Consider the following 26899-nt stretch of genomic DNA (forward strand, 5'->3'; position numbering starts at 1 on the left):
GACCCGTGGGCCGGGACACTGCCTCACGAGGGGCAGGCGTTCTGCCTCGCGGGGCCGAGGTCTCGCTCCTGCGACCCGCATCACATGATCGAGCAGTATGTTGACTGTTAACACTTGATGTCAACAGTCAACTTCGCGTGTGGCGCGTGTGGGATCAGTTGCGGGAGTCCAGTGCGGCGGCCAGGCTCTGAGCCGCTGCCTCCATGTGCTCGGTCACCAGGCGGCCCGCTTCGGTGGCACCGAGGTTGCGGATCGCTTCCACGATGGTGGCGTGGCGGTCGGCGTCCATGTTGGCCAACGCCTGGGCGCGGCCGACGCGCACGATGGTCGCTCGGATCAGGCCTTCAAGGCTGCTCCAGGTGCGCAATAGGGTCTGGTTGCCCGAGGCCTCGCAAAGGGCGTGATGGAAGGCGAGGTCGGCTTCGAGTTGCTCGACAGGGTCGCCTTGGGAGGCCCGCAACCGGTCGATGGCCGCATCGAGCCTCTCAAGGGCCCGCTTATGGCCGTCTTCATCCGGCAGCTCGATGATGGTTCGCACGGCGAGCGACTCCAGAGCGGCACGGACGCGGTACACCTCGTGGATCTCGCCACTGGTGACCCCCCGAACGCGAAGCCGGCCGCGATAGTCGGAGGTGACGAGCCCCTCCTGCTGCAGGTGCCGCAGCGCCTCTCGAACGGTTCCCCGGCTGATCCCGAAGCTCTCGGCCAGGTCCACCTCGCTGAGATGCTCGTCCGGCTCGAACTCGCCGGAGATCAGTCCGGCACGAAGCGCGTGCAGAGCCCGCTCGCGCAGAGTGCTGCGTTCCAGGCCCTTGATGTGGTTTCTCGGCACTCCGCCACCATAGGTCATCGGCCAACTGTTGACAGTCAACAGAGAACGCACTCTAATGTGACTTCGGTGTTGCTTGAACGGCTACACGCCTGCTTCCCGAACGCTGCCGACACGCTGCGACGGTGCGAGCGGACCGTCCACGCGGAGCCCGGCAGTGCCGGGATGAGGTAGGAACCAGCGGGATGACCTGGAGCGATTCACATTTCTGGAGTACCAATGACCGTGCAGTACACCGCCGTCGTTACCGGCGCCGGCTCCCGCCGAGGGATAGGACGGGCCATCGGGCACGCCCTGGCAGCCGACGGCTGGCAAGTGGCGGTGCTCGACATCGATGAGGCCGCCGCCAAGGAGGCTGCTCACGAGATCGGCAATGAGCACAACGTAGCCACGATCGGTGCGCTGTGTGACGTGACCAGTGGAGACTCCGTGCGCACCGCGATCGGCGAGACAGAGAAGGCTCTGGCTCCGATCGGAGCAGTGGTCAACAACGCTGGGATCACATCGCCGGCCCGATTTGTCGAGGTCTCTCAAACGGAGTTCGACCGTATTTTCGCGGTCAACGTCACCGGTACGTTCCTGGTCACCCAGCAGGTGACCGCGGCACTCATCGGGCGTGGCTTCGGCCGGATCGTCAACATCTCGTCGGTTTCTGCCGAGCGCGGCGGCGGAGTGTTCGGCGGTGCGCCGTACTCGGCGGCCAAGGCGGCCGTGCTCGGCTTGACCCGAGCACTCGCACGCGAACTCGGGCCGGACGGCATCACGGTGAACGCCGTCGCGCCGGGGCTCATCGAGACCGACATCACCGCAGGCAAGCTCTCGCCAGAGCGGAAGGCCCAGATGATCGCAGAGACTCCCGTTCGCCGACCCGGCAATCCGCAGGACGTGGCGGCACTGGTGGCCTTCCTGTGCCGGAACGAGGCCGGCTACATCACTGGGGCCACCTACGACATCAACGGCGGATCGCACATCCACTGAGTGTGGGGACGGAGGGAACCGAGATGGTCACCACAATCGATACGCGCACCGCTACGCCGGTTGATCCCCAGCGCATCCAGAGGGTCCAGGAAGCCGCAAAGCGCATCCGGCGGCGAGCCCTCGACATGGGCGAGGTGCAAGGGCAGGGCTACATCGGCCAGGCCCTGGGAGTCGCCGACGTCCTCGCCGTTGCCTACACCGACCAGCTGCGTCTTCGCCCCGAAGACCCCTCCTGCCTCGACCGTGACAGGTTTCTGCTCTCCATCGGGCACTACGCGATCGCCCTCTATGCCGCACTGGCCGAGGCCGGCGTCATCGCCGAATCGGAACTGGAAACCTACGGGGCCGATGGCAGCAGGCTGCCGATGTCCGCCATGGCCACCTACACCCCCGGCGTGGAGATCAGCGGCGGCTCACTCGGGCACGGGCTCGGCATCGCGGTCGGGATGGCGCTAGGACTGCGCCACCAGGGCAACGACACACCGCGTGTCTTCAACCTCCTGTCCGACGGAGAACTCAACGAAGGCTCCACGTGGGAAGCGGCGATGTCAGCCGCGCACCACCGGCTGGGGAACCTCACCGCGATCATCGACGTGAACGCCCTGCAAGCGGACGGCCCAACAGACGGCGTCATGCGCATCGAACCGGTAGAGGACAAGTGGCGTGCCTTCGGCTGGAACACCCAGCGCGTGGACGGCAACAGTATTCCCGATCTGCTCCGCGCCTTCGACGCCGCCGCTGCCACCGACGCTCACACCCCGGCTGCGCTCATCTGCGACACCAAAGTGGGCAAGGGGGTTCCCATGCTCGAAAGCCGCGAGAAGGCCCACTTCATGCGGGTCGAAGAACACGAGTGGCAGATCGCACGCGACCAACTGGAGGCCCAGGCACGATGACCACCACTTCGACGCGCAGGCCCACCACTTCCGCGATGATCGCCTCCTTCGTGGAGGAGGGCCAGGAGACGGTGAGCGCGCCCTTCGGGCACGCCCTTGCAAATCTCGCCGAGGAAAGACCCGATATCGTCGGCCTGAGCGCCGACCTGGCCAAGTACACCGACATGCACATCTTCGCCAAAGCGCACCCCGACCGCTTCTACCAGATGGGGATGGCCGAGCAACTGCTCCTTGGTGCCGCAGCCGGGATGGCCGAAGTCGGGCTCGTGCCATTCGCCTCCACGTACTCGGTCTTCGCGACCCGCCGCGCCTACGACTTCCTCTGCCTCGACATCGCCGAGCCGGGCCTGAACGTCAACGTCGTCGGCGCTCTCCCAGGGCTGACCTCCGGCTACGGGCCGAGTCATCAGGCGACCGAGGATGTCGCGATCCTGCGCGGTATTCCCGGCCTGACGATCGTTGACCCCTGCGATGCCGTAGACATCGAGCAGGCCGTGCCCGCACTCGCCGCTCATGAGGGCCCGACCTACATGCGGCTCCTTCGCGGCAAGGTACCGAAGGTACTGCATGATTATGACTACCGCTTTGAACTCGGCCGCGCATCCCTGCTGCGCCCGGGCAACGACACACTATTGATATCGACAGGCCTGCAAACAATGCGTGCTCTCTCGGCCGCACAGGACCTGGAGCGCGACAACATCGATGTTGCAGTTCTCCACGTGCCAACGATCAAGCCGCTCGACATCGATACCATTACCCGTGAATGTGCCCAGGATCGATTGGTGCTGACCATTGAGAACCACAGCGTCGTCGGCGGACTCGGCGAAGCCGTGGCAAGCGCCCTGGCCTTCAACGGCAGCCCCCGCGCAATCCGCCCCGTAGCGCTTCCGGACGAGTTCCTCGCAGCCGGCGCGCTACCGACGCTTCACGACCGCTACGGCCTGTCGACTGAGCGTGTCGTTGAAGCGGTACGCAGCGGACTCGCCTGATCCGGTATGGCGGGGACTGACGGGCTTGGCGGCCAGAGGGAGAAGACCTCCTGCGCATCCCTGCTCTGACCTGCGAACACAGGCTTCACTGTTTGCGCAGATGTCCGAATGGGCAAGATCTGGCGGTGCCGGTCTCGATCAACCGGCGACGCGGCGCGCGGTGGGAAGCACTTCGACCAGGTCCGCCATCGTCAGCCCCGCGCAGATAGGCCCACGGCGGCAACGGCTCATCCACCAGCCACCACTTCATCGCCACCAACTGCGCAAGAGAAGGCCTCGAACTGCCCAGGCATCTTAACCAACCGGCGTTGCCGTTAGCCGTGGGCGATTCTGACCGTGGCGATTCCAGTGAGGCGGTCGCCATTGCCGGAGTCACGCAGTTCCGCCCGACCGAGACCATGGCTCAGGTGTGCGGTGGCAACGACAGGACCCACACGCGCGGGCTGCAAGTACCGCAGCCCCATGGAACACAGGGCGCCACCGGGTGCCAGCGACAGCGCCGCCTCCTCGCCGGGCCGGTAGCAGGCCATCCCGGCCACCGACACGCAGCCTGGGAAATCAGGGGAAGGTCAGGGATATCCCAGATAGCACTGGAGATGCTCCTCCTGTCACGATGAGGGCATAGACGTTAGCATCGGGGCATCCTGGTGACAGGAATCCGGATGCCGGAACGTCCCCACTTCTCACCGCAAGACCAGCGGAGGGTAGAGTTGAACGTGCTGGCGCGAATCGCATTCGATGCAGCCATCATCTTCATGTCACTGATGACCTCGGCAGCGGTCACCTAAGAGCGTGTCTCATGTGGAGAGTCTGGCGAGTTTCTTGTAGCAGGTGATGGCGGCGGCAAGGGTGAGAAATGCGGTGAACAGATGGCCGTGGCGTTCGTAGCGGATGGTCAGCCGCCGGTAGCCGAGCAGCCAGGCCAGTGTTCGCTCGATCACCCAGCGGTGGCGGCCCAGGCGTTCGCCGGACTCGATTCCGGGCCGGGCGATGCGCGGCACGATCCCTCGCCTTCGTAACCAGGCCAGGTGCTCGGCGTTGTAGGAAGCCGGCGGAACTCGACCTCACCGTCCGCCGCGCGGCACCGACCGCCGTACCGGCGATGCACGGGCAGGCCTCTGAGCGGGGAGGCCTGTGAGCGGGGAGGTCAAGGTGCTGCCCAGCCTGGGCAACACCTGTGCACCCCTGGGTTCCCCGCCTCGCTGGCGAGATCGTTGTTGGCCTCAACTGCCTAACTTTTGCAACGGGACCCCCAACCGTAGGCCAAGGCCATCGGGTAGGGGGCCTGTGCGTCTTAGCGTCGCGATCGTGAAAAACGAGTTCATGCCGCACGAGCTCCACGCAGCCACCGTCGGCCTGGTCACCGAGGCCACCGATCGGCTGCAGGACGTCCTCCAATACAGCCACGCCCCTACTGAATGGGAATGGCCTCGGATGGTGCTCTACAGACTCACCGACGCCCAGGACACCCTCGGCGTCCTCGTCGGTCTCCACGCCGCCTACGCGCGCCGTGAAGGCTGCGAACCCGATGTCCTCAACAGGTACCTGCAGACCTCCCAGCAGCGCTCTCGCACCGAGATGCCGCAACAGCAAGACCTCGACTACCTCGATGGACTCACGGGCCAGCCAGACGAAGACCGAAACTCTGGCCGGTATATCCACGGCAAGGTCCAGCGCGACCACCTCGGCGACAACAACCCGCATCAGGAGTGGACCCTCGCTTGCCTCCACGCCCTCCATGCCTTCGGCTGCGATGACCCGGACGCACTGCAGGACCTGCCCGCGCACATCAAGGCCAAGGCGCAACGCGTCCTCACGGTCCTGGTACAGCAGGGCAGCGAGCTGGAGCCTGCACCATCCACATAAGCCAGTGCGGCGATACCGGCGCAGTTGAAGTTGCCGAAACCGAGGGCAGCCCGTCCACCCACAGCCGATCAGCCAACGGCCATCCAGCCGGGGCGCTACCGAATCGCCGCCACAGGGTGCCACCTTCGTTTATCGCCCCCCGGTTTCCACACGATCGACTTCGAGATCCGCCGGGTCCGGACGACCTCGCCCGGGCCTGGAGTCCACCGGGTTTGGTGAAGTCTGTTCTACCTGGCGCCGGTTGGCGCTGGTGTGTTGAGTGAACGGTAGTAGGTGGTCTCGTACTCGACCGGTGGGACGTCGCCGATCGCGGTGTGCAGCCGGCGGTGGTCGTACCAGCCGACCCACTCGACGATGGCGTATTCGGCCTGGTCACGGGTGCGCCGGGTGCGGCGGTGGATCAGCTCGGTCTTGAACGTGGCGTTGAGCGATTCGGTCATCGCGTCGTCATACGAGTCGGCGACCGAGCCGACCGAGGCGGTCACGCCCAGGTCGGCGAGCCGGGTGGTGTAGCGGAAGCTGACGTATTGACAGCCCCGGCCGGAGTGATGGATCAGGGTGCCGGGCTGCACCGGCCGTTGGCGGCCGCGCTGCCACAGCGCCATCTCCAGTGCGTCCAAGGGCAGGTCGGTGCGCAGGTGGTCGGCCAGTTGCCGGCCCACGATCCGGCGGGAGAAGGCATCCAGCACGAACGCCACGTACACCCATCCCTGCCAGGTGCGCACATAGGTGATGTCCGCCAGCCATAGCCGGTCGGGTCGGTCGGCGGTGAACTTCCGGTTGACCGGGTCCGGCGGCCGCGGCGCCGTCTGGTCCGGTGTGGTGGTGCGCTGCCGGTCCCGGCGGTGCACGCCGTGCAGGCCTGATGGACGTCTGTGATCTGCTCGAGCAGCACCGCATCCCGCTGCGCGCGGGCCGGGGGCGGGCGGCGTTCACGGCCGTAGCAGGTGCCCGGGCACAGGTTCAGGACCCGGCACACCGGCTCGACCCGAAGCGGTCACGCAGGTGGTCGACCAGTATGACTGCCTCGTCCGGGGCTGGCCGAGCTCGGCGGCGAAAAGCGCGCTGGCGGCCTTCAAGATCTCGTTGGCCCGCTTCAGCTCGCTGTTCTCCTTGCGCAGCCGCTTGAGCTCCTCGCGCTCGGCGGAGGCCAACTGCTCGGGCCGCCGGCCGGCGTCGGCCTGGGCCTGCCGGACCCAGGTACGCAGTGCCTCGCGGTGGATGCCCAGATCGGCCGCGATCTGAGCGATCGGACGATCGGACTCCAGCGCCAGCCGCACGGCCCGGTCCCGGAGTTCCTGGGGGTATTTGCGTGATGCTGCCATCGCGGTGATTCTCCCTCCTGCCAGCCAAGATCACGCTGGCTTCCAGGACTTCACCGAACCCGGTGGACTCCATCGTGCCTGGCCGGGCCCCCCACGCGCACCGTGCCACCGCGCCGCTTGCATCCCTGGTGGATGCCTAGGACAACCTCTGACGACTCAAGACAACCATCGGACGTCCAGCGTCGCGCGTTGTACGGTATTTACGCAGCTAGACCCCACATTATCGTAAATAATCATTGCTGCCTCAAATGAGAACCATTGGCATCTACTGTTGTGATCACTGCTTTTTCGGGGGGCGACCTTTCAGGCGTCATCACCCGCCACGTGCCGCTGCTGACCCTCGAACTGGACTGCCGCGCAGGTCCGCATCCATGCCGTGCTCGGCTGACCGGCCCGGCATCCACCGGCCACCGCCGGTGGGCCTGCGGGGAGGATCGGAACGGCCAGTAGCGACAACGACTGGATCTTCGCTTCGGTTCGATCACTTGGCTCGTTTGGCCTGGTCACAGCTTCTACGTTGCCGGGCATGCCAGTGGATTTCTTGTCTGATGAGCAGGTCGCCAGGTACGGGCGGTTCGCGGTGGAGCCGTCGCCGGGTGAGCTGGAAATGTTCTTCCGGCTGGATGAGCGTGAGAAGCCCTAGCGAAAGATCGGACACGCCCACAGGATTGAGACACCCGCGGCGTGAGGGCAGTAGAGGCGCCTGCCGCCGCTCCATCGACGAGCCCCCCCGGCTCGCAGACCGCTAACCCCGAGGAGCCGCCGCATGTCTCGCGCGTTGACCGTCGCGCTCGTCGTTACGTCCCTCGCGGTGGGTGGAGGGCTTTCATGGGCCGCGAACTCTCTTTCCGGCGAGGACCAGGCCCCCAGTCCCAGGTACGAAGAGATGTGCGATGGCACACCCCAGGCATTCCCGCAAGCGGCCCCGCGCGCCGCCGCCGGCCCGCGGCCGATCTACATCCACAACTATTATCAGGACCTCGGGGAGGTGGCTCGCCTTCTCAAGCAGGGCCCGGACATGAACGCTGTCCCAGATGTCGCCGTTCAACTGGTTGCCTGCCTCACCGAAACCGACAGGGAAACCAAAGTCGTCAATAGCTGCAGGTACGAGAACGGGTATTTCTACAACCTCGTCAAGGCCACGTACCAGTTGTCGGTGTACGACGCGCGTTCCGGCCGTCTACTGGGCTCTGCGAAAGCCGTGGGCGAAGGGGGGTGTGACCCTGTCACCCGGCATGTACCTGATCGCAGTGGCGAGACAGAACCGGAGAAAAGACCGATGATCCCCACTGCCACCCGGATGGGTGACCTGCTGGCCCCTTACGTGCTCCAGTGACAGTGGCTACTTCGCCCCTGGTGCGGCGATCCTTAACGGCACCCCTTGTGGCGTCCGGCCAGCGACTACTCAGTCGCGGCCCCAGTATCGAGACCAGAACTCCTTGTCCTGGTCAGCGGGTTGGCCGGTCCCCCGGGCCAGACGCTCGGCGCGCAATTGGCGTTCCCGCTCCGGCGAGATCACGCCGAGCCGGTACTGCACCCAGCGGAAGTCGCCCTCGGCGAGGACGAACGCGTGCTTGGCTGCCGCCAGCTCGTGCTCGGCTGCCCTGATCTCGTGCCCGCCAACGGGCCCGGCGCGCTGGATGTCCCGTAGTTCGCGTTCGGCGGCCTCCAGCTCCCGCTTGGCGGCCTCGCGCGCTAGCGCGAGGACCTGGTACCACAAGATGGTGTGCTCTAGTTCGATGGCCGCCAGCTCACGTGCGACGGCCTGTTGCTCGGGAGTCAGGCGAAGGACCACCCAGGACGAGTATCCGTCGGCGGGGGCACCGCAGCGCAGCCCGGCAACCTTGACTTCAGCGCGGTACACCCGGCGTTCGGCAGCCCACAGGTCGCGCTCGGCGGCCCGGCGCCGACGGCTGGCGGCCCGCATGGCGCGCGCCTCGGCCAGCCATTCCCACCCGCCGCCGTCGCGAATCGGGCCGCCATCGGCGCCGCCGGGGCCCACGTCGCACGCAGCCCGCACATCGCGCTCGGCGGACCGGGATCGATCAACCGTGTGTTCGGCGGCCTGCCGCTCCCGCTGGGCGGCCGCCAACTTGCGTTCGGCGGCCCGCAGCCGGCGCGAGACGGCCCGCTCTGCGCGGCCCCGACTCATCCGCGGTGCGCTGCCCGGCTGACCGGGCCGAATCGGGCGTAGTAAGCCCGCTGCGTCCCGGGCAAGCGTGGGAAGTCCGCCATGCCCAAGACCTTACTGACTCCAGCCGCATCCGGGAGGCGGTGAACGTACGGCCATTGGTACATGATCGGCGGACTTTTGGGACTTTTGGTACGCACGCCGATCTGCTCGTGGAAGGTCTGCCGGGATGGCGGTCTTCTCCCGAACGTGGGCCTCAGGGCCAAGGTGGCGCCTGGAGGCTGACCGCCCCGGACGGCCAGATCGCCGGGACCGTGGCCCGCGACGACCACGACGGCCGCCGGCGGTGGCGCGCCACCGCCGGCGATCCCACCCGCCGCTCCTACCCGCCGTTCCGCGTCACCCGCACCCCGACGACTCCGGCCGGGCCGCCGAGGACAACCTATGGCGCACCCGCACCGCCGCCGTCGGTGCCCTGGCCGCCTGGCACGACGGTGTCGTCCCGCCGCCGGCCGGAAGAGGTCCGGCGAACTGGGGATAACCGCCGGTCGGATGTCCGCGGCCGCCGGTACCGCTGGTCAGGAGATTGTCACGCAGGGCAGTCCCACCGACCTCCATTTTCCGGCGACGCGTGACCAGCCTTCCGCGCATGCCGTCCCATTGCCTTCTGCGCGCCAGCGTTGCGTGTCCGTACCCGCCGGCCAGTAACCGTTCGGCGAGCTGCGCCGCGGGAGGTTCGGCCCCCAGACGTCGAGATGTCCGTCGACCACGTCCGTGTGTCTGAACTCCGCCCACACCTGGTAGCCGTTGCCATCGCAGTAGCTGTAGATCGTCACGTTGTCGCTGGAGCCGTGATCTCCGCATTCCTTGAGCTGAATGGTGTGCGCCGGACTCGAGGTGACCGTCGCGTGGGCGTTCGGGCTCGCGGTCAGGATCGCCGGTGCAGCAAGCGCGCCGATGGCGAGCAGTCGCACCGGGATCTTCGGGGTGACCTTGACCTTCATCCGTCCTCCTTGGCTGGCCGTGCTCCGAAGAGCCGACGTGTGAGCGCGTGCCGACCAAACGGCCAGTTGCTCGACAGCCAGTCCACATCCGCTCCTGGCGTCTCCAGCCATTCGGCCTTCCTCGCTGGAGAGTGCGCGCCGACACCAAGCCCTGTCTTTCGTCTGCGTGCACTCCCCCGCAGACCGCCAACGACCCTGGTGGGGCTGGTGCTGTCGAGCCCTGGAGTGTCGAGAGATCAGAAGATGCTGGACGAATCGGCACCCAGCGTTGTCGATGAGCTCACCTCCGCCACACAGATGTCCGACCGGATCGCCGGGGCCGGCTACACCGGCGTCCAGGCCGCCGAGCGTGCGCTGGCCGAGGTGGTGGTGGAGATGTGCCAGCTGCCCCACGATGCCGCCGCGCTGGCCGACGGGCACCGCTGGGAGACCGGCCTGGCCGCCCGGGCCCGCGCGGTGGCCACCGCCGCCGCAGGTGGCCGACCTGGCCGGTCGGACGGCGATCGGCTGGCGCGGGCACTGCGCGTGCGGCTGGCGCGGCCAGCTGTGGGAGCGGGTGACCGACCCGGCCGAGCACGACCTCACGGCCCGCCGGATCCACGACCCGACCCTGATCGACGGCGACCTGGTCGACGGCCAGCGGTGGGGCGACGCGCCCACCGAGGTGGAGCAGGCCGTCCACCGCGAGTGGCACGACCACGTGCGGCCACTGGAGGCGCTGGAGCTGGTCCGCGCCGAGCACGCCGCGGTGGCCGAGGCGCAGCGCCGGCTCGACGACGCCGTCCGGGCCGCGCGCGAGGCGGGCAGCTCCTGGACCGAGATCGGGAAGGCCGCCTGGATGACGCGCCAATCCGCGCACGAGCGGTGGGCCGGCCGAACTGGCTGAGCGAACCGGGTTCCCTCGGGGTTTCCCCGCGCCCGCATCTCCCTCACGCGCGCCCGCGCGTGGGGGTGCCGCAGATGTGGCAAAACCCCACCGGGTGTGCCGGGCCGTGCCCGGCCCCGCCCGATCGCGGGTGATTGTTTCCGGCTCGCCCGGTCTCACATAAATGCTGTCCCGGTCTCGATACGGATGACCTTGGTGGGCGGCCGCTCCAGCACGATCTGGCTACCGACCGTGCTCCAGAGGTGGTCCATCCGGTCGGTGAGCCCACTCGGCGGGGACTTCCAGCTGGATCCTCGTCAACGTCCCCGCGGCCGCGACCTAACCAGCGAATACGGCCCGGGCCACTCGACGCCAAGACACGGTACGTCCCCTGTCTTAACATGGGAATTGTGGGTGTGCTTAGCGCTCCCGCTCGTGGCATGGATGAGGGGCCGGCCCTTTTGCTTTGCTGGTGGAGGCCGACCCCTCGGCACGTCCGTACGGTGAGGGTCCAGGGCAGCCGCCCTGGGCCCTTTCCGGTTGTCCTGGTCCTAGTTGGTCAGGACAGCCACGACGATCATCGTGATGATCGTGATCCCCTGGAGGATCACCCCGGCCACCGCCACCTGAAGAGGGGTGGGGCTGGGACGCCACCAACGCCGTCGCCGTCTCGGACCGCGGCGCTTATGTCCTGCCGCGCCATCGTCACCGCCGGTGTGCTCCGGTGGCTGAACGGCCACCAGATCACCTGCATGATCAAGCCGTTAGCGCTAATGGCTGTTCCGTTGTTCCCCGAGGCCGTATTAGTGGAACGATGAACCGGGGTTAGTGCCACGACTCCCCTTCAACAGCAAGCCGTCGCGAAGCGCCTTCTGCTTGCTGTTGACAGTATTGAAGCCCTCCAGACCCCGCCACACCATGATCGTTCTTGCTGCTACTGGCTGTCCGCCGGCTACAACAACTCCGAGGAGATCTCGACCACGTTCGACGACCGCCAGGCTTGCCTTCAACTGGCCCCCTCCTGCGGGCGTGGGCCCCATCGGTGCCGATGAGGCCCACGCCCGGCTGATCTTTGTTGAGTGCCACTCAAAATGTTCTGACACTTGCCGAGGTCGTGTTGCCGGCGTGGAGGAGGTCAGTCGGCCGAGGTTTGGTGCATTTCGTGGGGGGTGGTCGCCGGTGATGTCTGCTGGCTTACCGAAGCCGGGCGGTCGGCGCCGAACACGATCAGGGCCCAGGCCAGACAGCCGAACGCGGTGGTGTGGACGAGGGCACGGATGGTGTTCCAGAACACCCAGGTGCTCTCGAACTGTTCGCGTACAGCGGCGAGGTGCTTGATGTGTTGTGCGTCCCCAGCCTTGGCGAGTCGGTCGTTCAGCGGGACGTTGACGCCGCTGGTGATGAGGAAGGCCACCAGGTAGAGCACGAGCGCGGCGATGATCCAAGGTAGCGCGGGCCTGCCGTACCCGCGCCAGGCCAGGACGCCCGCGAGGGCTACGAGCGGGATCGATCCCATGAAGAGGACCATGAAGGTGGGGTTGATGATGGCCTTGTTGATGTTCTGCATCGCCTCGACCATCGTGCGGTCGGAGGAGCGGCTCAGGCCCGGCATCACCGAGTAGGCGAAGGCCGCGAACAGCCCGGCCATCAGACCGGTGCTGATGGTGCAGGCGACGAGTACGGCGGTCTGCAGGAGTTTCACATGCGGTCCTTTTGGCGCCAGATGCCGGTGGCCGCGGTGTCGCGAGCGTAGTCGGCGAAGTCGCGCGGTGCGCGGCCCAGTGCGCGTTGCACGCCGTCGCCGAGGTGGGCGTTGCGGCCGTCCATGACGGTGGTGAACAGGTAGCCGAGCAACTCGACGATCTCGGCGGGCACGCCCTCGGCGCTCACTGCGGCGGCGTAGTCTGCCGCGGGGATCGAGGTGAAGGTGATGTCGCGGCCGGCCGCCGAGGCGATGGCGCCGACAGCGTCGGCGAAGGTGAGCAGAGCAGGACCGGTGACCTCATAGGTCTGACCGGCGTGCCGCTCTTCGGTGAGCGCCGCGACCGCCACGTCGGCGATGTCGTCGGCGTCCACGAACGGCTCGGAGATGTCACCGACAGGCAGCAGGACGTGGCCTTCCAGCACGGGCTCCAGCAGGTAGTTCTCGCTGAAGTTCTGGTTGAACCAACTCGCCCGCACGATCGTCCAGTCCGCCCCGGAGGCTTGGACCGCCTTCTCCGCCGTCTGCGCCTCCTGTTCGCCCCGGCCCGACAGCAGCACGAGCCGACGTACGCCGGACCGCACGGCGACCGCGGCGAAGTCGCCGACCGTCTCCGCGGCGCCCGGGACCGCCAGGTCCGGGTAGTACGCCACGTAGGCCGACGTCACGCCCTGCAACGCCGGGGCCCAGCTCGCCCGGTCAGTCCAGTCGAAGGGCAGCCCGCCGTTGCGCGAGCCGATCCGCACGGGAAGATCCCTGGCGGTCAGCCGCTGAACAACACGTCGCCCGGTCTTGCCGGAGCCGCCCAGAACCAGAGTCATGGCCATGTGAGTTCTCCCAGGTGATCGAAGTTTTGCCAACACCTCGACGATCTCTGTACGGCGGAACAGGAACAACATGCGGTTGCGCAACGTTCGTTGCCTGAGTGGAAACGATCAAAGGGGAACGGTGTGGAGCAGCCGGATGCGCGGATCTTTCTGGCGTTGGCCGAGGAACTGCACTTCGGCCGGACGGCCGAACGTCTGCGGGTGTCGACTGCCCAGGTCAGCAAGGCTGTGAAGAAGCTTGAGCGGCAGGTCGGGGCGCCGCTGTTCGAGCGCAGCAGCCGGAAGGTGACCCTGACGCCGATCGGGCAGCGGCTCCGCGATGACATCGCGCCGGGCTACGAGCTGATCCAGGCCGGCTTCGCGCGAGCGGTCGCCGCCGGTCGCAGCGTCAGCGGATCGCTGGGAGTGGGATTCGTGGGCGCGGCGGCGGGCCGCTTCATCATGGAGGCGGCCAAGGTGTTCCAGGACCGGCACCCGGACTGCGAGGTGCGGATCAAGGAAAGCCAGTACGGCGACGGCCTCGACCTGCTCCGCCGGGACGAGGTCGACGTGCTGTTCGTCGCGCTTCCCGTCATCGAGGTCGACCTCACCGTGGGGCCGGTCTTGGCCAGGGAGGCACTGGTGCTGGCCGTGTCGGCCCGCCACCCCTTCGCCGGTCGTGATGCGATCTCCTTCCAGGACCTGGCTCGCACGACCCTGCTCCGCGCGCCGCTGACACTTCCGGACTATTGGGATGCGTCGCTGGTGCCCGCGCAGACCGCTGACGGCAGGCCGCTGGTCCGCGGTCCGGCGTTCGCCACGACCGAGGAGATGCTCGCCCTGGTCGGCGCGGGCAAGGGCACCTATCCCGTCCCCGTCCAGGCCGCCCAGTTCTACGCGCGGCCCGATGTGGCCTACGTTCCCATCCACGATGCGGCGCCCTTCGAATGGGCCCTGAGCTGGCGCAACAACGGCGAGACCACCCGAGTCCGCGCCTTCAGCGAGGCAGCCCAGACACTGACCGCCCTCACCCCACACCCCCCGGCCGCCCTTCCATAGGGACCACGTGATCCACCGCGCTGGCCTTGGTCCACGTGCGTCGACCACGATCCGTGCCGCGCTGGTCCGGGCGCACGTGCTCAGCTGTTGCCGCCTCAGCGGCCCCGCTCGCTCACGGGGTTCATCTTCCTGATCGTTGCGGGGCTGGCCATGCTGATGTGGTCGCCACGGTTGTCCGTGCGCGCCGCCGCCGGAGCGGGCCTGCTGTTCACCCCGCCGGTGCACACCGCCATGGCGTACCGGTCCAGCGGGTCGGAGATCTTGGGGTCCGAGCCCGAGGCCGGGCCGAAGTGGTGGTGCCAGCCCAGCCAGTGCGCGGTCCGCGCCACGATGCCCAGCAGTGACCGCTCGGGCATCCGGCGGGCGATCGCCTCGGCCATCTGCTCGGCCGCCTGCGGGGTGCCGGTGCCGCGGCGGCGCTTGAGCGCAGGTTCCCCTGCGGGCCTTCTTCAGGTTGCCCGCCACCCGCTTGCACAGCATCTCGGCCAGGTCATCGCGGGCCCGCGTCCGCGCGGTGTGCACCAGGCACGCCACCAGCGCCAGCCGTTCACCGGCTCGTACCGCGACAGGGTGTCGACGTCCTGCGCGGCGGCCTCCCCGGCGAAGTCGGCGACCTTGCTGGGCGCGATCCCCTCCAGCCACGCGCCGGTGTCGCCGAGCGCGTCCTCCTGGTCCAGGTACTCGGCCTGGGCCTTGAACTGCGACCAGGACGCCCGCTGAGCCGGCTTCTTCAACCGGTTGAACATCGAGGCGCCGCCCGGCCCACCCGTCGTCAGCAGCGCTTCCAGCCGCTGCCGCCCCTCAGGCCCCGTCCGGGCGGCGACGCGGGCGAAGATCCCGGCGTTGACCTCGGCGCGGATGGTGGTCGCCATCCGATCCAGGGTGGAGAACGCCGGCAACTCCAGCGACGCCTCGATCAGCCGTTCCAACGCCACGTTGATCAGGTCCGGCGGATGGTTCTTCACCAGCGCCTCCTCGCGGATCGCACCGGCCGCCAGCGCCCGCGCCCGGCGCTGGTCGTACTTCACGCCCTGCCGCGCCCGGACCTGCTTGCGATGCGCCTTGGCCGTCCGCCCCGCCCCGTGATCAGGCTCGACCTCCCCGCCCAGCTCCAGACACCGCCGCACGTGGTCGACGACCACCTCCGGGATCTCCTCCAGCCCGCAGAAACGCGCCATCTTCTGAAAGCACTTCAGCTCCAGCACCAGCGCGAACAACGCCTCGGGGCTCGCGGTCCGGGCCCGCGCCCACCCGATCTCCTCACCCGTCGGGGTGAAGAACACGTGCAGCACCCGAGCCGAGGTCAACCTCTTGAACTGCGGATAAGCGGTGCGCTCGATCGACGTCAACGCGGGCTCCTCTCCGGCCGACCAGATCCAGAACCCACGCACCGTAACCGTCAGCGATCAGCCCACACCTCACAGACCGGACACTGACCCATCTCACCCCAGGTGGCCGTGCTACGGGGGGAACCTCATACTTGGTCTGCCCCCCTTGATGACCTGACTGCGGTCTGCGCCGAAGTGCTTCAGGACGCGGTCGAGGTTCGCGAATATCACCTCACACTGCTTGACGATGTCGCCCTCGCCCACCAGGCTTGGGAGTCGTGAGCGAGCTGGCCGGAGATGTAGATCGTGTCGCCCACGCGGAGTGCCTGGCTGTAGCCGTAGGCGTCCTCCCAGGGCACCCCGTGGTTGAAGCTGTCACTGGTGGTCATGCTCATTCCTCCTCCATGTGTACTTCGAGCCTGGTGCTTGAGGCGATGACTTCGCGTCGGTGAACATCACCGACTACTCACCGACTACGTGTGCGTACCTTCAGACCTACGGAGTCGGTGCTGCATGAACCAGATCGAGGCGGTTCGTGCCTGCCGAGTCAGGGAAGAGACAGCTCCTTCAGCTGTCTGCGGGAGGTGATGCCGAGTTTGCCGAAGATGTTGCGCAGGTGGGCCTCGATCGTGCGGGGGCTCAGGAACAGTTGCGCGGCGACCTCCCGGGAGGTTGCCCCGGTGGCTACCAGCCGGGCGATGTGCAGCTCCTGGGGGGTGAGGGCATCGGTGGGTTGGGCGGCGCGTTTGCGTGGGTGCTCGCCGGTGGCGCGCAACTCCCGGGCGGCGCGAGCGGCGAACGCCTCTGCACCGATGTCGGACAGCAGGTCGTGGGCAGTGCGGAGCTGCTCGCGCGCTTCGCGACGGCGACCTTCGCGGCGTAACGCCTCGCCGTAGACGAGGTGGGTGCGGGCGAGGTAGGCGGTCATCCGGCAGCCTCGGAGCTGCTCTATCGCCTCGCGATAGAGTTCTTCGGCCTCGGAACCGGTAGTGACGAGCGCTCGCGATCGCGCCGCGAGCCCGAGCCCCCATGGGGTGTCCGAGGCGGTCGCCCGCAAGGTGAGCTGTTCGAGCGCGTAGGCCGCACGCTCCGGCTGAGCGGTCCGAGCCGCCGCCTCGACGAGCTCGGGGAGGACCAGGTTCACGTGCGGCGGTTCGAGGCTCTGGAACCCCTGCTCCGCAAAGTCGAGCGCCTCGGCGTAATTGCCCAAGCCGTTGTGCAGGACCGCCAGCGTGTGCTGGGCCACGGCTACCTCGTTGGTGCTCCCGCGTGCCGTGGCGTCCCTGACGAAGGTGGCGTGCAACTCGGTGACCTCGCTCGACGACCCGCGCCATGCCGCCAGCAGGAGCGGCGCGACGAGCAACGACATGCCGCCGGTGGCGTTGGTGATCGCAGCCTCCTCGGCGATCAGCTCGGAGGCTCGTGCCGACTCGCCGGCAAGCACGGACACGGACGCCAAGAAGAGCAGTGCCGCGGGAAGGGTCGCCAGCGCACCGGCCTCGCGGGCGACGCGGACGTTCTGTTGCGCCAGCGCGTAGAGGAGTTCGTCGTCATAGAGCGTCAGCGCCGCGCGGGCGGCTAGCCACAGCCATCGGCTGTCGCCGCAACCGCGAGCCTGCGCAGGTCCTCCATCGTGGCAAGTGGCCTCAAGCGCGCTGCGGAGCTCAGGAACTCCCGCCGCGTAGCTGTGCGTGTACATCGCCACCAAGCCGTCGAGCAGCAGGTCAGCCGGAGTCGGCGGCTCCGCAGGTGGGGGTGCGGACCGCGCGGCCTCGGCCACCTCCCGCACCGCGTGTCCGTCGTTCCGCCCGCCGATGATCATTGTCACGTCGAGCGATTGCAGGTAGGTCTCGCGCGACAGGGCGGCGTCCAGGGGGGCGAGCGTCCTCGCGGCGTCCAGCAGCAGTCCGGGCACTTCGCCGCGGCGGGTCAGGTGGAACGCGAGCTGGGCACGCAACAACTTGCTGCGGGCGCTCTGCAGTGCGTTCAGCGGCCCGGCCGCGGCGACCTCCAGCAGCGCCAGAGCCCCGGCGGAGTCGCCTACTTCGTGCTTGGCGGATGCGGCTTCCAGCGCCCGCCTCGCACGATCAGCGGGCTCGGGGGTCAGGTCGGCGGCCTGCTGGAGGAACGCGGCTGCGGCTGCGAGACCGCCTCGGGCGCGCGCCCGACCGGCCGATCGCTCCAGTCCGGCGGCGGCTTCCTCGTCGGTGCCTTGCACCGCCTGGGCACTGTGCCAGGCCTTCCGGTCGGGGTGGGTCCGAGATTCGGTGGCGGCAGCCAACGCTGCGTGCGCACGACGGCGATCTGGTGGGTTGGCGGCTCGATAGACCGCCGAGCGCACACACGGATGCCGAAACCGCACTTGCGTATCGATCGTGACCAAGCCGGCGGCCTCCGCCGGCGCGCCCGACTCGCGAGCGATTCCCAGCTCCGTGGCGGCGCGCCACAAGAGCTCCGCGTCACCGGTGGGCTCGGCCGCCGCGACCAGCAACAGCAGCTGTGTCTCGACGGGCAGGTTGCGTGAGCGGCGCTGAAACATGGCCTCGATCCTGAGCGGCAAACTCATGGCGTCAGGAAGTGCGAACCCACCGGCCAAATGAGTCGGTGAGGCGCTGCGGGGCAGCTCCAGCAATGCGAGCGGATTGCCTCGCGCCTCAGCGAGGATCCGTTCCCGGACCTGCTCGTCCAGCGGTGTGGGCACCGCGGCGGCCAGCAGCGCCCACGCCTCCGGTGGGCTGAGTCTGTCCACGCGAAGCTCAGGCAACCCCGCGAACAAGCTGGGATCGAGGTTGTCGGTGGGGTCGCGCAGCAGGATCATCATGGCCAGGCGCTCGGCCGCGACCCGTCGCGCCGCGAACGCCATCACCTGTGCGGTCCCTTCGTCCAACCACTGTGCATCGTCGATGAGGCACAGCATTGGGCCGTCTTCGGCGACCTCGGCCAGCAGGTTCAGGACGGCCAGCCCGATGAGGAACCGGTCTGGGGCAGGGCCTGCCTGCTGTCCGAACGCGACGTTCAAGGCGGCGCGTTGCGGGTCGGGCAGGAACTCTGCCCTGTCGAGGAGTGGCGCGCACAGCTGGTGAAGGCCACCGAAGGCGAACTGCGCCTCGGACTCGACTCCGACCGCGCTCGCCACACGAAACCCTGATGAGGACGCGAGGGCGCGAGCATGCTCGAGCAGCGCGGTCTTGCCGATGCCGGCTTCCCCTCGCACCACCAGCGACCCGCTGCGCCCGGCGCGAGCCTCTTTGAGCAGGTGCTCGACCGCCTCACGCTCCACGCGCCGGCCCACAAGGTCCACCACCACGCCCTGCTCCTTGTCCCAGCAAGCCCCGACTACGTGATTCTCACTTATGCGAACAACGTTTGTGCCTACTCGGCTCGCCCCAGTGAGTGCGGACGGTCGGGTACGACATCGGGTTTTCACCGACGCGAAGGCGCTGGATCGTGCGCGAACCTGATGACACGGCAACACAAGTATGTCGCACAACAAGGGCCGGCCGGGCTGTCGTACTTCCTCGGCCCGGGGGAGCGGGGGCTCCCCGGGCCGAGGAGCGACCTCGGCTGACACGTCACGGACGCCCGTAGAAGCGAAAGGAACGACTGGGAGCCACGCCGATGAGCACGTTTCGGACACAACGGCGAAAGACGCCCGGCCGTCGGTCGGCTCGGGCGTCTTTCGGGAGGTCAGAGGTTCTTCATGATCTCCCGCATCAGGACGGCGGTCTCGCTGGGGGTCTTGCCGACGCGGACGCCGACCTTCTACACGGCCGCTCCGTCCTTGCCCGAGTGCGCGGTGATCAGGGTGGCGTCGATGTCGATCACGATCCAGCCGGTCAGCCGTTTCCCGGCCACCACCGGCCACGGGAACCCGCCCGGCCGCAGATGGAGCAGGCTCCATACGTGCCGGCGGACGCGCGCCCGTGCCCTGGCGACCTTTGCCGCCAGGTCGTCGTCGACCGCGGCCTGGGTCCGGCCGATGGTGGAGTCCGAGGCCGGGACGCCGAACACCGCGGCCTGCTGCGCCCAGAGCCGTTCGACGTCGGACAGGTTCACCGCCCCGGCACGATCGCCACCGCCGTGCCTGCCATGGTCACGCCCCCGGTCCCACCACCCGGCGGCCTGGCTGTAGGGCATCACCGCCGACAAAGCGCAGGTCAGCCCGGTGCGGTCCGCGCACGTCCGCAGCAGCACCGCGCCCGCGTGGCCGACCAGCCCCCGGCCGTCTCCTGATGCCGTCGACGCACGCCTGGACACCCTGATCGCGCTCGCCGCCCGCGCGGGAGAACAGGTCTCTCGCTCCCAGATGCTCGCCGCCCTCGTCGCCGACGCCTCGATGGACGATGGCGAGTTGGGCGAGAAGGTGCGCCGCTACCGCAGTCAACTCCCGGCGGACGTCGACGACGACTACCCGCATGCACGACGTCTTCCATCTCTCCTACGCCGCGGTCCTCGGCTGGTCGCCGGTGATGAGATCGCTCATGAGACGCAAGCGCAAGTCCGACCCCGCTATCGATGAGGCCGAGGACGGTGGCCGCGCGATCGCCATCGAAGAGGGCATTTCCACGATGGTGTTCTCCTACGCAAGCCGTCACAACCGAGCCGACCCAGCCGCCCGCGGCCGGTGACGGCGGCGGCCACGATGGCGGGTCGCCGGCCACCACCGGCGACGCCAGGGGGATTGCGGCCGCCGCCGCGCTGGCCCTGCTCGGCGCTGGAAGGGTGGTCGTGCTGCGCCGCCGCCCCGCCACCGTCCGCCAGATCCTCCCGGTGCCCGGCGCGGAGCTGCTCAGGTCTGCGCCGGGCACCGGGGCGGTCCCGCGACCCATCGCATCACCGCGCTCGGCTGACACGGACGTCGTCGCGCGTCGGCGGAGGAGGACGCCACGGCTCGGAGAGGCGAGGCGGCGGCATGACTGAGGGTGTTAACGCCCGCGCTCCTCGCTGATGGAGTTGGCTCCGTCGACCGTGATCAGCTGACCCGTTATGTACGACGCGCCTTCGCCGGCGAGGAACGCGATCACGTACGCCACCTCGTCTGCGGTGCCGGACCGGCCGACGGGTGTCGCCGCGCCCATCTTCCGCTCGTGGTCGGAGGCGGATGCGGTGTCGATCCACCCCGGAGCGACCGCGTTCACCGTGACGCCCGCCGCGGCCGTGTCGATCGCCGTCGAGCGCGTCAGTCCGACAACGCCGGCCTTCGCCGCGTGGTACGCGACGTCGCCGCCGTAGGCGGCGACGGGCCCTGACACCGAGGACACGTTGACGATACGGCCGTAGCCGGCAGCCCGCATGTGGCCCAGGACGGCGCGGGTCATGAGGAACGTCGTGGTCAGATTCCGATCCAGCGAGGCATGCCAGTGGTCGAGGGGAAGTCCGTCGGTCGCACCCGAGCCGTACGAGCTGGACACGGCAGTCATCCCGGCGTTGTTGACGAGGATGTCCACGCCGCCGAACGAGTCCAGTGCGCACGCGACGACGGCGTCCACGCCGGCCTGATCGGTGAGGTCGGCGATCACCCCTTCCACGCGGATACCCACGGCGCGCAGCTCTGAGACTCTTCCGAAGATGCGGTTCGTCGTCGACGTGATCACCACCTGAGTTCCGCTGGCGCCGAGCAGACGTGCCGCCGCGAAACCGATTCCCTGCGTGCTTCCGGCGCCGGTGATGATGGCGACTGGCGGTCTTTGCGTGGTCATGGTGACGCCTTCCGTTGTTGTGGCATTGCCGCGCTGGAGTCACTGCGGCGGTTGACGGCACATCCCGCGACGATCAGCAGGCCCTCGGCCGCTGTGATTCTCGCTGGGCCGCGAGTGGTGGTGTCACTCGCCCTGGTCGCGTCGAACTGAGCCATGACCAGTGCGGCTGTGCTCGCAAATCCGGACGCGAGAAGGAGGAGCAACGAGGGGGCGAACTCGGCGGGTCGCGGTATCCACCCGCCGAGGGCCCAGGGCAGGATCATGGCGGCCAGGACGGCTGCGCTCGTCGCCCACTCATCGATCACGAATGCATGGGACATGCCCGATCTGCCACTGGCCAGGGTGCGACGTCCGGTATCCACGGTCAATATGGTCAGGACCATGCCGAGGACGGCGAACGCGATCGCGCCCCAGAGTGGGGTCCACCGCCGCCAGGAGGAGCGGGACAAACAGAGGGATCGAGTATGCGGTGAAGACCCATCGCGTGCCGGATCGGAGGTACACGTCCGTTGCTTGAGAACTGGCCAACCGGCGATGCATGTCGGAGTCGATGTAGAAGAACACCCCGACGATGAAGGTTCCCAAAAGCGTGGCCGACACACCAGCCAGGCCCAGCAAGAATTCCTCGTCCACTGCGTTCATGAGCGTTCCCACTCTCTCTGGCGACTCGCCGAACAGGACGCGATGCGCTGCTGCGAGTACGACCCCATCTCCGGGTGCGTCCGGACATCTTTCGTTCGTATCTCAGAACCTGTTTTTCCCACACGGTCAAGGGGGTCCCGCTCGACGAACGAAGGAGACGCTGCCGGTGGCGCTCCGGTGGCCGCGGACACAGGTTCGATGCGGCCACCTAGCTCCGTGATCGGAGGCCCGGCCGATGCGCCGTGGGGGCCGTTCCTGCTCGTCGTCAGCACGAGATCACCGACCTCAGTCCGCCGCATCACGCGGTTGGCGACCGATCCGGCCAAGGTGCGTGTGGGTGAAGCCCTCGTCGAACTTGAGTCCGTACCCGAGTGCTCGATCGACCGCGACGTGGAAGGCCCAGCACGCCGCGAGGAGCGAGAGCCAGATCACATGGTGGCCCACGATGATCAGGGCGAGGTACAGCGCCGATGTCATCGCCGGGCCGGCGTAGTTGTGGACCGCGTTGTAGGAGACGGCACCGGCACACGGGCCGCGGAGGTACCCGACGGCAGAGAGGTCGAAGAGCAAGAACGCGGCGAGGAGCAGCCACCACGGCTGCCCGAAGGCCACCATCGCGAGAAGGAGCGCGACGGCGATGGCAGCGTTCTCGATTCGCTGGATCGTCGTGGCCATGTCAGTCCCCGTCACCGAGACCTCGCCGTGCCCTACCATGTGGTCCACCGCGGATGCTTGCCTGGACGGCGTTGACGATCGGCGTTGAGCCCTGGTTGAGCTCGAGGATCTGGCGGCCGATCCTCGGCTCATGGAGCAGCACTGCCAGGGTGGCGGCGACGTCCTCGCGAGCGATCTCGTCATGCGGCTGTGCCGGGCCGAGGGACACGCGCCCGGTTCCGGCACGATCGGTGAGCAGGGAGGGCCGGAGGATCAGCCAGTCGAGCTCACTCGTGCTGACGTTGACGTCGACGAGTTTCTTCACCGCAAAGTAGAACTCCATGTCGTCGTCGAAGTCCTGCCCGCGCCCGGCCTCGGGAATGACCGACACCAAGGTGAAGCGGTCCACGCCGGCGATGCTCGCCGCCTCCAGAGCCTTCATCACGCCCTCACCATCGACGGCGGCGGTAACCTCCCGGGCACCGCCGTTCGACCCTGCGGTGTACACGAGGGCATCGACGCCGTCGAGCATGGCCGCCAGGGAGCCGGCGGTCAGCTCGACGAGCTCGCCGACTCGCGCATCGACGTCCCACCTCGAGAGATCGGCTCGCTGCTCCTTGCGACGTACCAGGCCGGCGACGTCGTCACCGCGCTCGGCAAGGTCCCGTGCCAGCAGCCGTCCTACCGCGCCGCTGACTCCAATGATGAATACCTTCATCGAATGCTCCTCTCCGCCGTCGCAGTTTGAGGTGGGCCGAGGCGACGGCTCTGCACGCAGGTCCCGGCAATCCGCTCGCCGCGGGTCCCTGAGATCTCCTCAGGCTCACACCGGTGGCGGAGCCTTCGCATCGGTAGAAGCCCCTTAGGTCACCGGAGTGTCCAAGAGTGGCTTGATCCATCACTTCGGCAGTCGGGACCAACTGCTCATCGCTGTCGTGCAGGACGTGCAGGAGCGCTTCCGTGCGACGGTCCTCAGCCACCTCGACCTGTCGGAGAACTACCCCGGGAAGATGCTGCGGGCCTACGTCCGCGCGCTCTGCGAGGAGAGCTCACAGGCTGTGGCGGCGCGCGACTTCACGGCAGTCGCCTCCTGGGGCGGCCTGCACGCGCTCCCCGCGGTCTCTGCGGTGTCCGACGAGCACAGCGCATGGTGGCATGATCGGTTCGCCGTCGACGGGCTGGGTGCCGAGCGTATCCAAGTGGTGCGTCGCGCCGCCGAGGGTGTCGCCCTCGCTGCCTTGTATGGCGAGGAGGACGAGGCCAGCATCGGGACGGCCCGCCGCCTGCTGCTCGCACTTGCCACGGACGGCACCTTTCGCACGCCGATATGACGCCGCAAGCCGTGCGCTGGCGTCGTGCGCAGCGGCCGTGTCAGGGCAACGACAATCCGGCACCCCCGCAGGTACTCGATCGACTCCCGGTAGTGCTGCTCGGCAGCGGGCCCGTTGCCGGTCAGCGCTCGTGATCGCGCCGCGAGCCCGAGCGCCCACTGCGTACCGCTGGCGAGTGCTCGCGAACTGAGCTGCTCGAGCGCGGCACCAGCGCGCTCCTGTTGGCCCGCGCGACACGCCGCCTCGACCAGCTCGGGGAGAGCGAAGCTGGCGTGCGCCAGCTCGTCGGACTTACATGCTTCTGCAACGGCGTCCAGGGCGGTTGGGTAGTTGCCCAGGGCATTGTGCAGCACCGCCAGCGCGTACTGAGCCAAGCCAAAACACCGGATTCCTGCGAAATGCTCGTCAACCGGAGCATCGACCCCGCCGATCGAGTGACGTGCGACCATGCGACATGGACGGTCGGCGGTCAACAACAGACCGGAACGTTGACGGCCCAATATCGCCATGTAGTCCACGGTGGGAGTCCGGCGTGCACCGCTGTGACCTGCAGATCAAGGTCTGTGCATGGTCGCCGTTATGTGATCTCCATGTCCAATCCGGCTTCGTCGGCGACAATGGAGGAAAAGCGCATGGCCACACCTGATCCAGATCCATCCCAGGCGAACCCGGCATTGAGCCGCCGGGGGGTGCTGGCGTCCGGCGGTGGCATGATCGCGGCGCTCGCGCTGGGGACCTCCTCACCTGCCGAGGCGGCACCGGCGGGCGCGGTGGCGCTGCCCGATCCGGGCAGGTTCGACCTGTACGACGCGGCGACCGACCTCTTCCGGCACAAGCCGCTGCACGAGCCGACCGTCATGCAGTCGTTCGCGTTCGACAACGTCAACCGGCGCCTGTTCGCAGCGCAGGTGAGGGGCACATCCGGCGCCGCGGCGCGAGGCGACCTGTGCGTCACCAGGCTCACCTTCGCGGGCGACCGGATCCAAGGCCAGTGGATGCACCTGAACGGATTCGGCCATGCCGTCTCCTTCGGCGTGGAGCCGCGCGGCACCGAGTCGCACCTGTGGATCGAGGTGGATCCGGAACAGGTCAACGGCAGCGCCCGTGGGCAGCGGCTGACCCGTGTCCGGTTCCAGGCCGGCAAGACGATCAGCGGGACGAAGGACCTGCCGCGCTACACCCTGATCCCGGACGCCGAAAAGGCCAGGCAGCTCACCTGCTCGATCGACCCGGTGTACGGGAACATCGCGGTGCGGTACCACACCCCGTCGGGCGGGTTCAGGTTCGCCGTCTATGTCCTGCCGCTGTTCAGCCAGGGCATCTTCGTGCGGCTGGCGGACATCGCCACGCCCAGCGGCCTGGGCGTCTTCCAGGGATACGCGCTGTACGGCCGCTACCTCTATCTGTACGCGGGCGAGGCTTACAGCGGCGACAATCAACCCCCCGGCAACACCTACATGAGTTGCGTCGACCTGGCGACCGGGCGCGAGGTCAGCCGCTTTCTCAGCCGGGCGGGCAGAACCCTTTCGCACCGCGAACCCGAGGGCCTCGCGATCTACCGCACCCGGGCGGGCGAAATGCGGCTGTTCCAGGGCATCGCCTCGGGCCCGGTGGGTGACCGGCGAGCGAACCTCTTCTTCAAGAACAAACTCATCCGAGCGACTCCCGGGAGCGCGAAGAATCATGGATGAACTGGTGACGGAGATCATCGTCATTGCGGTGGTCCTGCTGATTATCGCCTCAGTCGTCGTGCGGCGTTTTTGGGGGCCGCGGTCCCTGGCGCGACGGGCGAAGGCCCTGTCCGATGTGGCCGACAGCCAGGGGTGGACGTTCACCGCGGAGCACGGGGAGCTGGTGCCGCTCGTCCAGCGGCTTCCGCAGTCGCTGGGACGGGCGAGGGACCTGATCACCAGCGCTGTCGTGAGGTCGGAACCGACACGCCTGGACGTCGGTTCGCGCATCCTGCACGTCCTCAAGGGCACCGTCGGCACGCGCCGCGTCCTGATCTTCGACTGGCTTGCCGGACACGGGACCGGCGCCGGCAGGGCGGCACTGGTCTTCCTCCACACGGTCTGGGCCGTGCCCCTGCCCCAGCCACAGTTCTGGGTGCAGGCCGCGAGTAGATCGCAACCCCATGACAGGTGGCGGCCCGGTCGGGCGTTCCAAACCGGCGACGAAGCCTTCGACAAAAGGTTCCTGACCACCGCGGATGACGCTGGCCACGTCACTGCCGGTCTCACCCCGCAGACACGCCGGATGCTCCTGGAATCAGGCTTCGATGGCTGGCGGTTGGATCCGGAGCTTCAGATGCTGCTCCTCTGGACGCACTCCAGGCGTCGATACGCTCCGGTGGAACAGATCCTTCCGATGACGCAACAGGCGATGCGCATCGCTGCCGACGCCATCGCGACCCAGCGGCGTGGATGAGCCGTGACCGGAGTCGAATCTGACGACGTTCCGCGGTCGCAGGTCCGCCTGCTCGTCGCGGGCAGAATGATCGGAGCTGTGTCGTTCGTGGTCGTCGTGGCGGGGCTCAACGAGATCGCGAAACCGGCGGTGCCCAATAACGCTCCGCGGCTGCCGTCGTCCCGTCCTTCGTTGCCCGGAGACCATCCCACCGCGCCGCGACTTCCCTCCGAGCTGCCCGGCATGCCTCCGCTCCAGGGCGGTGGACCACGATGACCTGTGGCGTACCGAGGCCGTGGTGCTTGATCCCGGCAAGTTCTGGGTGCACCTGCATATCCCGATGAGCCCGACCGGGTCGTGGACGCCGATCGGGGGCGGACGGACGCGGG

General features: G+C 68.0%; 25 protein-coding genes and 2 pseudogenes. 11 read left to right on the forward strand and 16 right to left on the reverse strand.

What is annotated here, in order from left to right:
* Window positions 1-154: 154 nt before the first annotated feature.
* On the reverse strand, window positions 155-850 hold the full coding sequence (locus ACH34Q_RS05535) for a GntR family transcriptional regulator (protein ID WP_395981652.1): 696 nt from the start codon (window positions 848-850) through the stop codon (window positions 155-157).
* 198 nt (window positions 851-1048) lie between these two features.
* Here ACH34Q_RS05535 and ACH34Q_RS05540 point away from each other — a divergent pair, with 198 nt between their 5' ends.
* The 3 genes from ACH34Q_RS05540 to ACH34Q_RS05550 are packed head-to-tail and all read left to right on the forward strand — an operon-like array spanning window position 1049 to window position 3692.
* Window positions 1049-1807, forward strand: coding sequence for an SDR family NAD(P)-dependent oxidoreductase (locus ACH34Q_RS05540; RefSeq protein ID WP_395981653.1), 759 nt, complete (start codon window positions 1049-1051; stop codon window positions 1805-1807).
* 23 nt (window positions 1808-1830) lie between these two features.
* On the forward strand, window positions 1831-2703 hold the full coding sequence (locus ACH34Q_RS05545) for a transketolase (RefSeq protein ID WP_395981654.1): 873 nt from the start codon (window positions 1831-1833) through the stop codon (window positions 2701-2703).
* A complete protein-coding gene (locus tag ACH34Q_RS05550; protein WP_395981655.1) occupies window positions 2700-3692 on the forward strand; it encodes a transketolase family protein in 993 nt (330 codons plus the stop codon). Before ACH34Q_RS05545 ends, ACH34Q_RS05550 begins: the two co-directional genes overlap by 4 nt.
* Window positions 3693-4489: 797 nt before the next feature.
* Here the strand turns inward: ACH34Q_RS05550 and ACH34Q_RS05555 are convergent.
* A pseudogene (locus ACH34Q_RS05555) lies at window positions 4490-4708 on the reverse strand (transposase); the annotation flags it as partial.
* A gap of 292 nt (window positions 4709-5000) precedes the next feature.
* Between ACH34Q_RS05555 and ACH34Q_RS05560 the strand changes: the two are divergent.
* On the forward strand, window positions 5001-5558 hold the full coding sequence (locus tag ACH34Q_RS05560; RefSeq protein ID WP_395981656.1) for a hypothetical protein: 558 nt from the start codon (window positions 5001-5003) through the stop codon (window positions 5556-5558).
* Between the two features lie 227 nt (window positions 5559-5785).
* Here ACH34Q_RS05560 and ACH34Q_RS05565 read toward each other — a convergent pair.
* Window positions 5786-6883: pseudogene (locus tag ACH34Q_RS05565) on the reverse strand (IS3 family transposase).
* 766 nt (window positions 6884-7649) lie between these two features.
* Here ACH34Q_RS05565 and ACH34Q_RS05570 point away from each other — a divergent pair.
* Window positions 7650-8219: a hypothetical protein gene (locus ACH34Q_RS05570; protein ID WP_395981657.1), complete on the forward strand. Its 570-nt coding sequence runs from the start codon at window positions 7650-7652 to the stop codon at window positions 8217-8219.
* Between the two features lie 69 nt (window positions 8220-8288).
* Here ACH34Q_RS05570 and ACH34Q_RS05575 read toward each other — a convergent pair whose 3' ends face one another.
* Both ACH34Q_RS05575 and ACH34Q_RS05580 read right to left on the reverse strand, forming a co-directional pair.
* A complete protein-coding gene (locus ACH34Q_RS05575; RefSeq protein ID WP_395981658.1) occupies window positions 8289-9035 on the reverse strand; it encodes a hypothetical protein in 747 nt (248 codons plus the stop codon).
* A 557-nt stretch (window positions 9036-9592) separates the two neighbouring features.
* The gene (locus ACH34Q_RS05580; protein WP_395981659.1) at window positions 9593-10018 is read right to left on the reverse strand and encodes a hypothetical protein; all 426 of its coding nucleotides are present in this window, start codon (window positions 10016-10018) and stop codon (window positions 9593-9595) included.
* 475 nt (window positions 10019-10493) lie between these two features.
* On the opposite strand from ACH34Q_RS05580, the gene ACH34Q_RS05585 reads away from it, so the two are divergent.
* Window positions 10494-10904: a hypothetical protein gene (locus ACH34Q_RS05585; protein ID WP_395981660.1), complete on the forward strand. Its 411-nt coding sequence runs from the start codon at window positions 10494-10496 to the stop codon at window positions 10902-10904.
* A gap of 1114 nt (window positions 10905-12018) precedes the next feature.
* Here ACH34Q_RS05585 and ACH34Q_RS05590 read toward each other — a convergent pair.
* On the reverse strand, window positions 12019-12585 hold the full coding sequence (locus ACH34Q_RS05590; protein WP_395981661.1) for a DUF1772 domain-containing protein: 567 nt from the start codon (window positions 12583-12585) through the stop codon (window positions 12019-12021).
* On the reverse strand, window positions 12582-13496 hold the full coding sequence (locus ACH34Q_RS05595) for an NAD(P)H-binding protein (protein WP_395981663.1): 915 nt from the start codon (window positions 13494-13496) through the stop codon (window positions 12582-12584). Before ACH34Q_RS05595 ends, ACH34Q_RS05590 begins: the two co-directional genes overlap by 4 nt.
* Before the next feature lie 39 nt (window positions 13497-13535).
* On the opposite strand from ACH34Q_RS05595, the gene ACH34Q_RS05600 reads away from it, so the two are divergent.
* Entirely contained in the window at window positions 13536-14450 is a 915-nt protein-coding gene (locus ACH34Q_RS05600) for a LysR family transcriptional regulator (protein ID WP_395981664.1), read from the forward strand.
* A 95-nt stretch (window positions 14451-14545) separates the two neighbouring features.
* On the opposite strand, the gene ACH34Q_RS05605 is transcribed toward ACH34Q_RS05600, so the two are convergent.
* The 5 genes from ACH34Q_RS05605 to ACH34Q_RS05625 all read right to left on the reverse strand — a co-directional run bounded on the left by ACH34Q_RS05605 (window position 14546) and on the right by ACH34Q_RS05625 (window position 20035).
* On the reverse strand, window positions 14546-14830 hold the full coding sequence (locus ACH34Q_RS05605) for a hypothetical protein (protein WP_395981665.1): 285 nt from the start codon (window positions 14828-14830) through the stop codon (window positions 14546-14548).
* Between the two features lie 69 nt (window positions 14831-14899).
* The gene (locus ACH34Q_RS05610) at window positions 14900-15799 is read right to left on the reverse strand and encodes a DUF4158 domain-containing protein (protein WP_395981666.1); all 900 of its coding nucleotides are present in this window, start codon (window positions 15797-15799) and stop codon (window positions 14900-14902) included.
* A gap of 206 nt (window positions 15800-16005) precedes the next feature.
* Complete coding sequence (locus tag ACH34Q_RS05615) at window positions 16006-16167, reverse strand: hypothetical protein (RefSeq protein WP_395981667.1); 162 nt, start codon at window positions 16165-16167, stop codon at window positions 16006-16008.
* Window positions 16168-16325: 158 nt separating this feature from the next.
* Window positions 16326-19085 carry an AAA family ATPase gene (locus ACH34Q_RS05620; protein WP_395981668.1) on the reverse strand — a complete coding sequence of 920 codons (2760 nt, stop codon included), beginning with the start codon at window positions 19083-19085 and terminating at the stop codon, window positions 16326-16328.
* Window positions 19086-19540: 455 nt separating this feature from the next.
* Window positions 19541-20035, reverse strand: coding sequence for a hypothetical protein (locus ACH34Q_RS05625; RefSeq protein WP_395981669.1), 495 nt, complete (start codon window positions 20033-20035; stop codon window positions 19541-19543).
* A gap of 86 nt (window positions 20036-20121) precedes the next feature.
* On the opposite strand from ACH34Q_RS05625, the gene ACH34Q_RS05630 reads away from it, so the two are divergent.
* Window positions 20122-20406 carry a hypothetical protein gene (locus ACH34Q_RS05630; protein ID WP_395981670.1) on the forward strand — a complete coding sequence of 95 codons (285 nt, stop codon included), beginning with the start codon at window positions 20122-20124 and terminating at the stop codon, window positions 20404-20406.
* A gap of 297 nt (window positions 20407-20703) precedes the next feature.
* Here ACH34Q_RS05630 and ACH34Q_RS05635 read toward each other — a convergent pair whose 3' ends face one another.
* The 4 genes from ACH34Q_RS05635 to ACH34Q_RS05650 form a co-directional block, all read right to left on the reverse strand.
* Window positions 20704-21477 (reverse strand): SDR family NAD(P)-dependent oxidoreductase, encoded by a 774-nt coding sequence (locus tag ACH34Q_RS05635; protein ID WP_395981671.1) that lies wholly within the window; start codon window positions 21475-21477, stop codon window positions 20704-20706.
* 294 nt (window positions 21478-21771) lie between these two features.
* A complete protein-coding gene (locus ACH34Q_RS05640) occupies window positions 21772-22119 on the reverse strand; it encodes a hypothetical protein (protein WP_395981672.1) in 348 nt (115 codons plus the stop codon).
* 285 nt (window positions 22120-22404) lie between these two features.
* The gene (locus ACH34Q_RS05645) at window positions 22405-22794 is read right to left on the reverse strand and encodes a DUF4260 family protein (RefSeq protein ID WP_395981673.1); all 390 of its coding nucleotides are present in this window, start codon (window positions 22792-22794) and stop codon (window positions 22405-22407) included.
* Between the two features lies 1 nt (window position 22795).
* Entirely contained in the window at window positions 22796-23491 is a 696-nt protein-coding gene (locus ACH34Q_RS05650; RefSeq protein WP_395981674.1) for an NAD(P)H-binding protein, read from the reverse strand.
* 157 nt (window positions 23492-23648) lie between these two features.
* Between ACH34Q_RS05650 and ACH34Q_RS05655 the strand changes: the two genes are divergently transcribed.
* The 3 genes from ACH34Q_RS05655 to ACH34Q_RS05665 all read left to right on the forward strand — a co-directional run bounded on the left by ACH34Q_RS05655 (window position 23649) and on the right by ACH34Q_RS05665 (window position 26531).
* On the forward strand, window positions 23649-24104 hold the full coding sequence (locus tag ACH34Q_RS05655; protein ID WP_395981675.1) for a hypothetical protein: 456 nt from the start codon (window positions 23649-23651) through the stop codon (window positions 24102-24104).
* 272 nt (window positions 24105-24376) lie between these two features.
* Window positions 24377-25795 carry a hypothetical protein gene (locus tag ACH34Q_RS05660; protein WP_395981676.1) on the forward strand — a complete coding sequence of 473 codons (1419 nt, stop codon included), beginning with the start codon at window positions 24377-24379 and terminating at the stop codon, window positions 25793-25795.
* The gene (locus tag ACH34Q_RS05665; protein WP_395981677.1) at window positions 25788-26531 is read left to right on the forward strand and encodes a hypothetical protein; all 744 of its coding nucleotides are present in this window, start codon (window positions 25788-25790) and stop codon (window positions 26529-26531) included. The genes ACH34Q_RS05660 and ACH34Q_RS05665 overlap by 8 nt, the downstream gene beginning before the upstream one ends.
* Window positions 26532-26899: the final 368 nt, after the last annotated feature.

Source organism: Actinomadura sp. 9N407, from assembly GCF_044326315.1.
Lineage (GTDB): Bacteria > Actinomycetota > Actinomycetes > Streptosporangiales > Streptosporangiaceae > Spirillospora.

Bases quoted from the DNA above. Each gene is read 5' to 3' on its own strand.
- ACH34Q_RS05635 (WP_395981671.1), bottom strand. From the start codon at position 21,477: ATGACCACGCAAAGACCGCCAGTCGCCATCATCACCGGCGCCGGAAGC.
- ACH34Q_RS05650 (WP_395981674.1), bottom strand. From the start codon at position 23,491: ATGAAGGTATTCATCATTGGAGTCAGCGGCGCGGTAGGACGGCTGCTG.
- ACH34Q_RS05575 (WP_395981658.1), bottom strand. From the start codon at position 9,035: ATGAGTCGGGGCCGCGCAGAGCGGGCCGTCTCGCGCCGGCTGCGGGCC.
- ACH34Q_RS05545 (WP_395981654.1), top strand. From the start codon at position 1,831: ATGGTCACCACAATCGATACGCGCACCGCTACGCCGGTTGATCCCCAG.
- ACH34Q_RS05550 (WP_395981655.1), top strand. From the start codon at position 2,700: ATGACCACCACTTCGACGCGCAGGCCCACCACTTCCGCGATGATCGCC.
- ACH34Q_RS05645 (WP_395981673.1), bottom strand. From the start codon at position 22,794: ATGGCCACGACGATCCAGCGAATCGAGAACGCTGCCATCGCCGTCGCG.
- ACH34Q_RS05665 (WP_395981677.1), top strand. From the start codon at position 25,788: ATGGATGAACTGGTGACGGAGATCATCGTCATTGCGGTGGTCCTGCTG.
- ACH34Q_RS05615 (WP_395981667.1), bottom strand. From the start codon at position 16,167: ATGACCACCAGTGACAGCTTCAACCACGGGGTGCCCTGGGAGGACGCC.
- ACH34Q_RS05605 (WP_395981665.1), bottom strand. From the start codon at position 14,830: ATGGCCGAGGCGATCGCCCGCCGGATGCCCGAGCGGTCACTGCTGGGC.
- ACH34Q_RS05535 (WP_395981652.1), bottom strand. From the start codon at position 850: ATGACCTATGGTGGCGGAGTGCCGAGAAACCACATCAAGGGCCTGGAA.
- ACH34Q_RS05540 (WP_395981653.1), top strand. From the start codon at position 1,049: ATGACCGTGCAGTACACCGCCGTCGTTACCGGCGCCGGCTCCCGCCGA.
- ACH34Q_RS05640 (WP_395981672.1), bottom strand. From the start codon at position 22,119: ATGAACGCAGTGGACGAGGAATTCTTGCTGGGCCTGGCTGGTGTGTCG.
- ACH34Q_RS05570 (WP_395981657.1), top strand. From the start codon at position 7,650: ATGTCTCGCGCGTTGACCGTCGCGCTCGTCGTTACGTCCCTCGCGGTG.
- ACH34Q_RS05630 (WP_395981670.1), top strand. From the start codon at position 20,122: ATGGCGAGTTGGGCGAGAAGGTGCGCCGCTACCGCAGTCAACTCCCGG.
- ACH34Q_RS05580 (WP_395981659.1), bottom strand. From the start codon at position 10,018: ATGAAGGTCAAGGTCACCCCGAAGATCCCGGTGCGACTGCTCGCCATC.